Origin of the sequence: Flavobacterium sp., assembly GCF_044373165.1 — a bacterium.
GTDB lineage: Bacteria > Bacteroidota > Bacteroidia > Flavobacteriales > Flavobacteriaceae > Flavobacterium.
The window spans coordinates 39,759-49,808 of record NZ_JBILQL010000009.1 but is presented as its reverse complement, the minus strand read 5'-3'; the positions used below and the strand labels follow the sequence as shown (position 1 = coordinate 49,808).

The 10,050-nt window shown below is 41.6% G+C and carries 9 protein-coding genes and 1 pseudogene; 1 reads left to right on the top strand and 9 read right to left on the bottom strand.

Annotation, left to right across the window (positions count from 1 at the left end; all coding sequences use genetic code 11):
* Nucleotides 1-288: pseudogene (locus ACIQ32_RS02720) on the top strand (cryptochrome/photolyase family protein); the annotation flags it as partial.
* On the opposite strand, the gene ACIQ32_RS02715 reads toward ACIQ32_RS02720, so the two are convergent.
* The 9 genes from ACIQ32_RS02715 to rsgA all read right to left on the bottom strand — a co-directional run bounded on the left by ACIQ32_RS02715 (nucleotide 285) and on the right by rsgA (nucleotide 10,042).
* Nucleotides 285-2,672, bottom strand: coding sequence for a penicillin acylase family protein (locus ACIQ32_RS02715; protein WP_396194131.1), 2,388 nt, complete (start codon nucleotides 2,670-2,672; stop codon nucleotides 285-287). The pseudogene ACIQ32_RS02720 and the gene ACIQ32_RS02715 overlap by 4 nt on opposite strands.
* Nucleotides 2,673-2,804: 132 nt before the next feature.
* Entirely contained in the window at nucleotides 2,805-3,893 is a 1,089-nt protein-coding gene (locus ACIQ32_RS02710; RefSeq protein WP_396194130.1) for an agmatinase family protein, read from the bottom strand.
* A 37-nt stretch (nucleotides 3,894-3,930) separates the two neighbouring features.
* Complete coding sequence (kynU, locus tag ACIQ32_RS02705) at nucleotides 3,931-5,214, bottom strand: kynureninase (RefSeq protein ID WP_396194129.1); 1,284 nt, start codon at nucleotides 5,212-5,214, stop codon at nucleotides 3,931-3,933.
* A gap of 237 nt (nucleotides 5,215-5,451) precedes the next feature.
* Complete coding sequence (gene queA / locus ACIQ32_RS02700) at nucleotides 5,452-6,501, bottom strand: tRNA preQ1(34) S-adenosylmethionine ribosyltransferase-isomerase QueA (RefSeq protein ID WP_396194128.1); 1,050 nt, start codon at nucleotides 6,499-6,501, stop codon at nucleotides 5,452-5,454.
* 157 nt (nucleotides 6,502-6,658) lie between these two features.
* The gene (aroA, locus tag ACIQ32_RS02695) at nucleotides 6,659-7,915 is read right to left on the bottom strand and encodes a 3-phosphoshikimate 1-carboxyvinyltransferase (RefSeq protein ID WP_396194126.1); all 1,257 of its coding nucleotides are present in this window, start codon (nucleotides 7,913-7,915) and stop codon (nucleotides 6,659-6,661) included.
* Nucleotides 7,915-8,241: a DMT family transporter gene (locus ACIQ32_RS02690; protein ID WP_396194125.1), complete on the bottom strand. Its 327-nt coding sequence runs from the start codon at nucleotides 8,239-8,241 to the stop codon at nucleotides 7,915-7,917. Before ACIQ32_RS02690 ends, aroA begins: the two co-directional genes overlap by 1 nt.
* Before the next feature lies 1 nt (nucleotide 8,242).
* Nucleotides 8,243-8,569, bottom strand: coding sequence for a nucleotide pyrophosphohydrolase (locus ACIQ32_RS02685; RefSeq protein ID WP_396194124.1), 327 nt, complete (start codon nucleotides 8,567-8,569; stop codon nucleotides 8,243-8,245).
* Nucleotides 8,570-9,022, bottom strand: coding sequence for a D-aminoacyl-tRNA deacylase (dtd, locus tag ACIQ32_RS02680; protein WP_396194122.1), 453 nt, complete (start codon nucleotides 9,020-9,022; stop codon nucleotides 8,570-8,572).
* 42 nt (nucleotides 9,023-9,064) lie between these two features.
* Entirely contained in the window at nucleotides 9,065-10,042 is a 978-nt protein-coding gene (gene rsgA / locus ACIQ32_RS02675; RefSeq protein ID WP_396194121.1) for a ribosome small subunit-dependent GTPase A, read from the bottom strand.
* Between the last annotated feature and the right edge of the window lie 8 nt (nucleotides 10,043-10,050).

Here is a 10,050-nt window from a genome sequence, read left to right as displayed (position 1 = left end):
GATGGCGGTATTTTGGCCACAAAACCTTACGTTTCCTCCGGTAGTTACATCCAAAAAATGAGCAATTACTGTGAGTCGTGTCATTACAAGGTAAAAGACAAGTTTGGCGATAATGCCTGTCCCTTCAACAGTTTGTATTGGCACTTTTTAGACGATAAAAAAGCGCATTTCCAAAACAACCAACGCATGGCGATGATGTTGAGTTTGTTGCAAAAAATGAAGCCCGAAGAGTTATTCCAACACAAACAACGCGCGGCTCAAATCATCGAAAATCCCGATGCATTTTAGTTTTGAGGTTGAAATACTACTTTAGTTGAAGTTGATTCAATTTCTTTTTTATTGAGCTTCATCTTTCTGAATTTGCCGTTGATAAACAGTTCCGATTGGTCGCTGTAATGTTTACTCATCGGATTGCCGGATTGCCCGGTTGGCAATACACTAATGCTGTTTTCGATATCGGAAAAATCGATGATACGACGGGTTGACGGTCCGCCTTTTACCGGAAGTATCGCATCGTCGGTATAAATAAACAACTGGTTATTGATGACTTCATTAGTGCCGGAAATTGGAAACGGACCTACATTAAAAAAGCCGCTGAACAATTTGACCTTGCCAATCGGATGTTGGAAAGTGACTTGGTGCACTTTGCTCCATTGCCATTGAGAAACATCGCTGCCTAATTGACTTTCCAAAGAAGCCACAGCTTGTTTGAACGATTGGGTAAGTATTTCTGATTGGGTTTCTTTTTTGTCTTTGGTATTGATGTTGTCCCACCAAGGCGAAGCAGGATTGGCCGTTTGGTTTTCAATCATTTGTTTGACTATGTGCGTACTGAGTAACAACTTAAAGTTTTCTTCTCCGAACTCGTCTTCCAAAGTGGTTTTCAAATAATGATAAAACCATTTGTTGTAAATGGTTGGCGCAATGTCATTTAAGTCGTGACTGGCTTTCCAAGATTGTAAAACTGTCAGTGCTTCTTTTTCATTGGCTTTCAAATCTTTTATATTCAATGGTTTGGTCATATTACTTACTATAGTTTCAGCGGTTGCCGAAGTATTATCGACTATCATTTTCGACACGTCTTCTTTCGCCCAATCATTTTTAGCTTTCAACAAACCGTCGATTCTGACTGCTCGGTCTTTAGGCAAATAATAACCGGGATACAAATAGCCGTTGATGGGCGTAGGTTGGTTGTTGGAACTGTACACATAATGCCACGGCGGATTAATCGCTTGCGGATTTTGAGCAAACGGTAACCATTCTTTCTGGTCGTCAATACCATTGGCACCGTTCATAATAAAATTCGCATTGACACTTTTGGGCAATTTATAGAGTTTTCCTGAAGTAATCCAAGCGATATTATCTTTAGCATCGCCGTACATAATATTCAAACCCGGAGCATGAATCAATTCGATGCTCTTCTGAAACCCTTCCAAGTTCTTAGCATGGGACAAAGCATAAACAGCCTCTAAAATTCGGTTTTTTTGTTGGGTATAAATCCAATGCATCGCTACGGAATTCTCTGTATTCAGTCCGTCTAACAAACCGGTAATGATAGGTCCGTGTTGGCTTGTTTTTACATTGAGCTTCACCTCAGCGCTGTCTTTGACTTTGATTGTTTTTTGTTGGTAGGTATAATTTTTAAACCCTTCCGGCGTTTTGTATTGTTTTGGGTTATTAGGATTTTCTTCTTCAGCAAAGAAATCCACATCGTCGTTTTCAAACATGGTTAAACCATAAGCATAGTCTCGATTATGACCCAAAAGCGGAAACGGTGCTCCGGCGATATAATAACCATAAATTTCATAATCGGGACAAACGATATGGGCTTCGTACCAAGTTCCGGGTTGGGCGTACATGATGTGCGGGTCGTTGGCCAAAATTACTTTGCCGTTTTTGGTTTTTTCGGCACCAATTACCCAACTGTTACTGCCGATAAAAGCCGGAACCGGAGATCTTTCCAACAAAGCGGCAACCGATTTGGAAATTTCACTGTAACCTTTATATTTACCTTGATAGGACTGCAATTGTTGCGTTCCCAATTCGCCGTTGATTCCAAAATCTTTTAAATAATCCACACCGAAACGGTCGCGGATATCGGTCATCAAAGGATCGGTTTTTTGCGCCATGGCAAAGCTGAACGACATGAAACCGAAAATATTGTACACGTCTTTTAAGGTGAACTTTTCTTGTTTTATTCCTAATAATTGGATTTCTACCGGAGTCGTTCCGTTATCTATATATTGATTGATGCCGTCTAAATAGGCTTGCGCCAAAATATAGGTTGGAGATTTTTTGTCTAATTGGGCGACCGCTTTAGCTGAATTTTCATCAATACCAATACCCGCAAAAAACATATCTGTTTTTAAAGCGGCACCACCAAAAATTTCAGCCAATCTTCCCGGAGCGATCCGGCGCATGAGTTCCATTTGCCAAAGCCTGTCTTGCGCATGCACATAACCTAAAGTCGTCATCGCATCTTTTTGATTCTTGGCATAAATATGTGGTACGCCATACTCGTCATAGAAAACCGTGGTTTCTTGTTTTAAATTTTGGAGTTGGTATTCGCCTTCATAATCCGGCTTGGTGAACTGCAAATAGGCAGCGCCGATGATGACAACTAAAACAACGATGGCCAATAGTAGGAGAAGGATTTTCTTAATGCGTTTCATAGGAAATGGATTGAATACTCAAATATAAGGAATTGGGAAGTACGAAGTACGAAGTACGAGGTGGGAAGTACGAAGTTTGGAAAATTTGATTTAAAAAGAAACCCCTTCATCACTGAAAGGGTTGGTTAAATATTATTTTCTTTGGAAGTTGATTTTCTGTCCAACGTTGAGTCCGTTGTTTTTGGCTAAGACACCGCACATATGGAATAACATCCGGGCACCCACATTGCCGTCCCAATCGTCGGTTTCGCCGGGTGCGACTTCTACTAAATCAAAGCCGATGATTTCTTTACCGCTTTCGGCTAATTTATTGAACAAATAAGTGGCCTGTTCAAACGAAAATCCGCCCGGAACCGGTGTACCGGTATTCGGACAGTACCACGGATTCATGCCGTCAATATCAAAACTGATGCAAACTTTTTGCGGTAAGGAAGCGATAATGGCTTCGCATTGTTGTGCCCAAGTTTTTCCTTCGAAAGTTTCCTTTTTTAAGTCGGCGTCGGTATTCACTAACACACGACCGTTGGCTTTTTGCACTACCTCCACTTCTTGTTCACAGAAATCGCGAATCCCTACTTGCACCAATTTGCTGATTTGCGGAATTTGTAAGGCATTGTACATAATAGAAGCGTGCGAATAGGTAAATCCTTCGTAAGCGATTCTTAAATCCATGTGTGCATCCAAATGCAGGATTCCGAAATGGTCGTGAATTGATGCCAAAGCTTCGTAATAGCCAAGTGGCGTAGAATGATCTCCACCCAAAAGCACCACTTTTTTGCCTTGTTGCATCCAGTGTAACACGCGGTCTTTGACTTCGGTATGCAACTCGCGGCATACTTTATTGATTTTATCCAAATCGGCTTGGAGCGCAGGATAATTTTCTACGGCTTCACCACTTTCCAATAACTCGATAATCGGTTGTGCTAAGTCTTTGTATTTCTCAGAATTCTTTTTCCAATGCGCAGGCGCTTCGTCAAGATAAATCCCAAGTTTCCACAATTCGGGAAAGTCTTGGTGGTTTAAATCGACTTGAAAGGAAGCGTCTAATACCGCAGCCGGTCCTTCAGAAGCACCGGCTCCGTAGCTAACGGTTACTTCCCACGGCACCGGAATTACTATAATTTCACTTTGTTCGGCCGAAAACGGCAACCCAAATACGGTAGCATCCGCTAAACCGGGTTGTGAAGGATCGAAATTGGCTATAATTTGTTGTTTTGTCATATAGTTACTGAGTTGCTGAGGCGCTTAGTGCCTGAGTTTATTTTTGTATTGTGAGTATTCCTTGTTTTAAAATTTGTCCGAATTCATACATGTCTTCATACGAGCAATAGAATGGCGCCGGCGCTAAGCGAATTACATTGGGTTCGCGCCAATCGGTGATGACGCCGTTTTGCATTAAGTAATCGAATAAACTTCGGCCTTGTCCGTGCAGGAAAACCGAAAGTTGGCAAGCGCGTTCTTTTTGGTTACTTGGCGTAATGATTTCAAATTCGGCTCCGTCTAATTCCGCATCGATTTCGTGAAGGATAAATTCTAAATAAGCGGTCAATTGGTTGCGTTTTTGGATTAGTTTTTTCATACCAACTTCGGCAAACATTTCGGCTGAAGCCAAATACGGTGCTAAAGACAAAATAGGTAAATTACTCACTTGCCAACCATCAGCGCCGTGGACAGGATCAAATTGCGGTTCCATTTTGAAACGACGTTCCTTATTATGTCCCCACCAACCCGCAAAGCGCGGTAAATTGGTCGTGTGATGTTTTTCGTGAACGAAACAGCCTGAGGCATTTCCGGGTCCGGAGTTCATGTATTTGTAACTGCACCAAGCGGCAAAATCTACGTTCCAATCGTGCAAGTGTAACTCGATATTGCCGGCGGCGTGGGCCAAATCGAAACCGACCTTTGCGCCTACTTTATGACCGGCTTCCGTGATGGCTTTCATGTCGAAGACTTGTCCGGTGTAATAATTGACGCCACCGATTAAGACCAAAGCCAATTCATCGCCTACTTCATTGATTTTAGCAATAATATCTTCTAAACGAATATTGTGCTCGCCATCTCTGCGTTTGATTTCTATTATAGCGTCTTCTGTTGTATAGCTGTGAAAATTGACCTGACTTTGGAACATGTATTGGTCGGACGGAAAGGCTTTTTCTTCACAGATGATTTTATAGCGAGTGGCAGTAGGTTGGTAGAACGACACCATTAACAAATGCAAGTTGATGGTGAGCGTGTTCATTACGGTAATTTCCGAAGGTTTGGCGCCTACAATTTGACTTAAAGGTTGAGCGAAACGTTCATGGTAATCCCACCAAGGTTTTTCGGCATAGAAATGTCCTTCTACGGCAAGATTGGCCCAATCGCTCATTACTTCATCCACGTATTGCTTGGTGCGTTTGGGTTGTAAACCCAGGGAATTTCCGGTGAAGTAGACCACATTTTTACCGTTGTGTTGCGGAAAAATAAATTCGTCGCGGTAGTGATTGAGTTCGTCTTGGGCATCTAATTGCTTAGCGAACTCGCGGGTATTTTGAAACGTCATGGTTGTAGTTTAGTTTGGCGTAAAAGTATTGAAAAAAATTATTTCACGGAGATACACAGAGAAAGAAAGAGAGACACGGAGTCTAAAAACTAAATGTTATTTGCGTTGGCGTTTGTATCTAGCCCTGATCGTAATGGAAATAAAAAAATGCTTTCAGGGTTTGAAAGCATTTTTTTATTGTATTGGAGAGCAGGAAAATGGACGGCAAAAATGCCCGAACCTTTCCGCTCCTGAAAATTATATTATAAGCATCGCGTCGCCGTAAGAATAAAAACGGTAGTTTTCTTTGATGGCTTCTTCGTAGGCTTTTTTCATAAGGTCGTGACCACAGAAGGCGGAAATCATCATTAACAAGGTCGACTTTGGTGTATGGAAATTGGTAATCATACAATCGGCGATGCTGAAATCGTAAGGCGGAAAAATGAATTTGTTGGTCCAGCCCGTGTAAGGATTCAGCGTTCTGTTAGAGGAAACAGAACTTTCGATGGCGCGCATGGAAGTGGTTCCGACGCAACAAATTTTGCGTTTGTTTTCTTTAGCTCTGTTAACGGTATCACAAGCTTCTTGGTTGATGATAAGTTCTTCGGAATCCATTTTGTGTTTAGACAAGTCTTCCACTTCCACCGGATTGAACGTCCCCAAACCTACGTGAAGAGTGATTTCGGCAAAGTTCACGCCTTTGATTTCCAGACGTTTCAACAAGTGTTTAGAAAAGTGCAAACCGGCAGTTGGTGCCGCTACGGCGCCTTCTTCTTTGGCGTAGATGGTTTGGTAACGCTCGGCATCTTCTTCGGTTACTTCTCGGTTGATGTATTTTGGGATTGGGGTTTCACCCAATTCGGTTAATTTTCTTCTGAATTCGGTGTATGAACCGTCGTAAAGAAAGCGTAAAGTTCTACCTCTTGAAGTGGTATTATCAATTACCTCAGCTACTAAGGAATCGTCGTCGCCAAAATACAATTTGTTTCCGATACGGATTTTCCGAGCCGGATCTACCAATACGTCCCAAAGGCGTTGTTCAGCGTTTAATTCACGCAACAAAAACACTTCGATGCGAGCACCGGTTTTTTCTTTGTTACCGTACATACGTGCCGGGAATACCTTAGTGTTGTTTAAAATCATCACATCGCCGTCGTCGAAATAATCGATTACATCTTTGAAGAGTTTGTGTTCGATGGTTTTGGTTTTTCGATTTACGACCATTAATCTGGATTCGTCTCTGTTTTCTGTTGGAAATTCCGCAAGTAATTCGGCCGGAAGATTAAAGTTAAAATGAGATAATTTCATCTAAAAAGGTTTAAAAGTTTGAAGTAGTTCAAAAACTTATTTGAAACGGTTGCAAATATACTATCGTGAGATAGGCGTTGTCAAGTGTTTTGAGGTTTATTTTTGAAATTGACGTGCTAAGAAGCTGAGGCACTAAGGTTCTGAGGCTTTTAGAGGCTTATTCTTCAACCACTGAAAAGCCTACTGATTTTAAATCTTCCCAAAAAGTTGGGTATGATTTCGACACCACTTCGGCTTCTTCGATTACTATCGGCACTTTTAGCGCTAAAGGTGCAAAGGCCATGGCCATGCGATGGTCTTGGTAAGTTTTGATGCTGATGTTTGGATTGATGTTTTCGGATTGTGACAAAGTTAAACTATCATTGGTAACCGTAACATGAGCACCCAATTTTGTCAGTTCGGCTTTCAACGCTTCTAATCTATCGGTCTCCTTTATTTTAAGCGTATGCAAACCCGTTAAGTGGCAAGGTAATCCAAGTCCGAAACAAGTAACCGCTATGGTTTGGGCGATGTCGGGACAGCTATTGAGTTGGGCGTTGAGAGTTGGGAGTTGGGAGTTGTGAGCGCTTTTCTTGGTTATGGTGACCGAATGATTACCGTTAAAAATAGTTTCAACACCAAAGTATCTATAGATATCGATCAAAACAGCATCGCCTTGCAAACTGTTTTGTTTGTAGCTCGACAAAGTGATTTGCGTTCCGATTTCGGATAAAGCTATTATGGAATACCAATAGGATGCGGAAGACCAATCGGATTCTACTTTTAGGGATAAGGGATTTGGGATAAGAGATAAGGTTTTGACTGAAATTGTATCATTAAGAAAAGAGGTTTCTACTCCGATTGCGTTGAGTAAAGACAAAGTCATTTTGATGTAAGGAACTGAGGTGATTTCGCCTACTAATGTCAGTTCGATACCATTTTGCAATTTTGGAGCAATGAGCAAAAGTGCTGAGATGTATTGGCTACTCACATTGGCAGGAAGGGAAACTTTGGATTGCGACAGCTTTTTCCCTTTGATTCTTAGCGGTGGAAAACCTTCCTGACCTTCATAGCTGATTTCGGCTCCTAATTGTTGTAGGGCGTCGACTAAAATTTTAATCGGGCGTTCTTTCATTCGTGCAGAACCGGTTAGGACGACTTCATTTCCTTCTTGTATGGCGAAGTAGGCCGTTAGGAAACGCATGGCGGTGCCGGCGTGATGGACGTCGATAAGTTGGGGGTTGGAAGTTGGAAGTTGGGAGACAAGCAACGCTTTTGTCATAACGTCAGAATCATCTGAATTGGAGGTGTTTTCCAATTGGAGATTTGGATATAAGGCTTGTAACAATAACAAACGATTGGTTTCCGACTTGGAGCCGGTGATTGCGATTGTTGACTGTAGAGAAACTATAGAAGATTTTAGACTTAAATTCATTATTTGGAAACAATTTTCAATCCGACTATGGATAGAATTAAGGTTGAAATAAAAAATACGCGCCAAAAAGTGGCCGGTTCTTTGAAAATTAAAATCCCTACTAAGACACTGCCTAAGGCTCCAATGCCTGTCCATACTGCATAAGCTGTACCGATGGGGATTTCTTTAGTCGCTTTGACTAACAGTACCATGCTGATGGTTAGGCAAAGCATAAACCCTGCGTACCAAAACCACATTGTTGTTCCGGAAGTTTCTTTGGCTTTACCGAGACAGAAAGCGAAGGCAACTTCAAATAGTCCGGCGATGACTAGCAGTATCCAGTTCAAGTTATTTCAGTTTTTCGTTGTTGTGGTGGCGATCGTGGTCGCGTTGGGTTTTCAAATCCATTTTTTTGTCGAAAGCCGCTTGGAGGTCTACTCCGGTTTGGTTGGCTAAGCAAAGCACTACAAAAACCACATCGGCGAGTTCTTCGCCCAGGTCTTTGTTTTTATCACTTTCTTTCTCAGATTGTTCTCCGTAGCGTCGGGCGATGATTCGGGCTACTTCTCCGACTTCTTCGGTGAGTTGTGCCATGTTGGTTAATTCGTTAAAATAGCGAACGCCATGGTCTTTAATCCAAGTGTCTACTTCTTGTTGGGCGTTTTTGATATCCATTTATTCTTTATTTTTTGTATCGATTATTATAGTGACCGGACCATCGTTTAAGAGATTAACTTTCATATCGGCTCCAAATTTTCCGGTTTGGACTTTCTTGCCCAACTCGGTTTCCATTTGGGCTATAAAACTTTCGTATAGCGGAATCGAAACTTCGGGTTTTGCGGCTTTTATGTAAGACGGCCGATTGCCTTTTTTGGTCAAGGCGTGCAATGTAAACTGACTTACAATAATCATGTCGCCATTGGTGTCTTTTAAAGATAAATTCATGACATCGCCGGCATCAGCAAAAATTCGGAGATTGGCGATTTTAGCCGATAACCAAATAATGTCTTCTTGAGTATCGCTGTCTTCAAAACCAACCAATACCAATAATCCTTGTTGAATATCGGCTACTTTTTCACCCTCGATGGTTACAGAAGCTTGAGTTACCCTTTGAATTACTGTTTTCATCTCAATTAAAAATTACGGAACACTGCTACTGTTAACTGAACACTATTTTCTGGTTTCATCACTCGCGATTCGGTCATCATTGTATAAATCCGAACGGTAATGCTCGTCATCGCCTTCCAAGATTTTTAAGTAGCTGTTGTAACGCGACCAAGCGATTTTGTTTTCTTCCAACGCTTTTTTGACAGCGCAATGCGGCTCTTCTTTGTGCAGGCAATTGTTGAATTTACATTGGCTTTTCAACCGGAAGAATTCAGGAAAATAGTCGCTGATTTCTGTAGGTTCCATGTCTACAATTCCGAAACCTTTGATTCCCGGTGTATCAATAATTTTAGCGCCAAAAGTCAAATCGTACATTTCTGCAAAAGTGGTGGTGTGTTGGCCTTGCATGCTTTGTTCCGAAATGTGTTTGGTTCTCAAATTCAATTGCGGCTCTAAAGCATTAACCAAGGTTGATTTTCCCACTCCCGAATGTCCGGAAAACATACTGACTTTTCCTTTCATCCTGTCTTTCAAAGTTTCAATCCCTTTACCGTTAACTGCTGAAACGCGCAAACATTGGTAACCGATTTCGGTGTAAATGTGTTGGAGGTATAATTGTTCGTCTAACATTGCTGCATCAAAGGTATCAATCTTGTTAAAAACCAAAACGGCTTCGATACCGTAAGCCTCGGCGGTGACTAAGAATCGGTCGATAAAACTGGTGGTTGTTGGCGGATTATTGATGGTAACCAACAAAAAAACCACATCAATATTAGCCGCAATGATATGCGTTTGTTTAGAAAGATTTACTGATTTTCTGACAATGTAATTCTTTCGGTCGTGAATGTTATGTATCAAACCAATGGTTTCATCGGTAGAGTTATCCAGCTCAAAATCGACTACATCGCCCACCGCAATCGGGTTAGTACTTTTAATGCCTTTGAGGCGGAACTTTCCTTTAATACGACATTCAAAAACCTGTTGGTCTTCGGTTTTTACCGTATAAGAACTTCCGGTCGATTTGTATACAAGTCCTGTCATTTTTCACT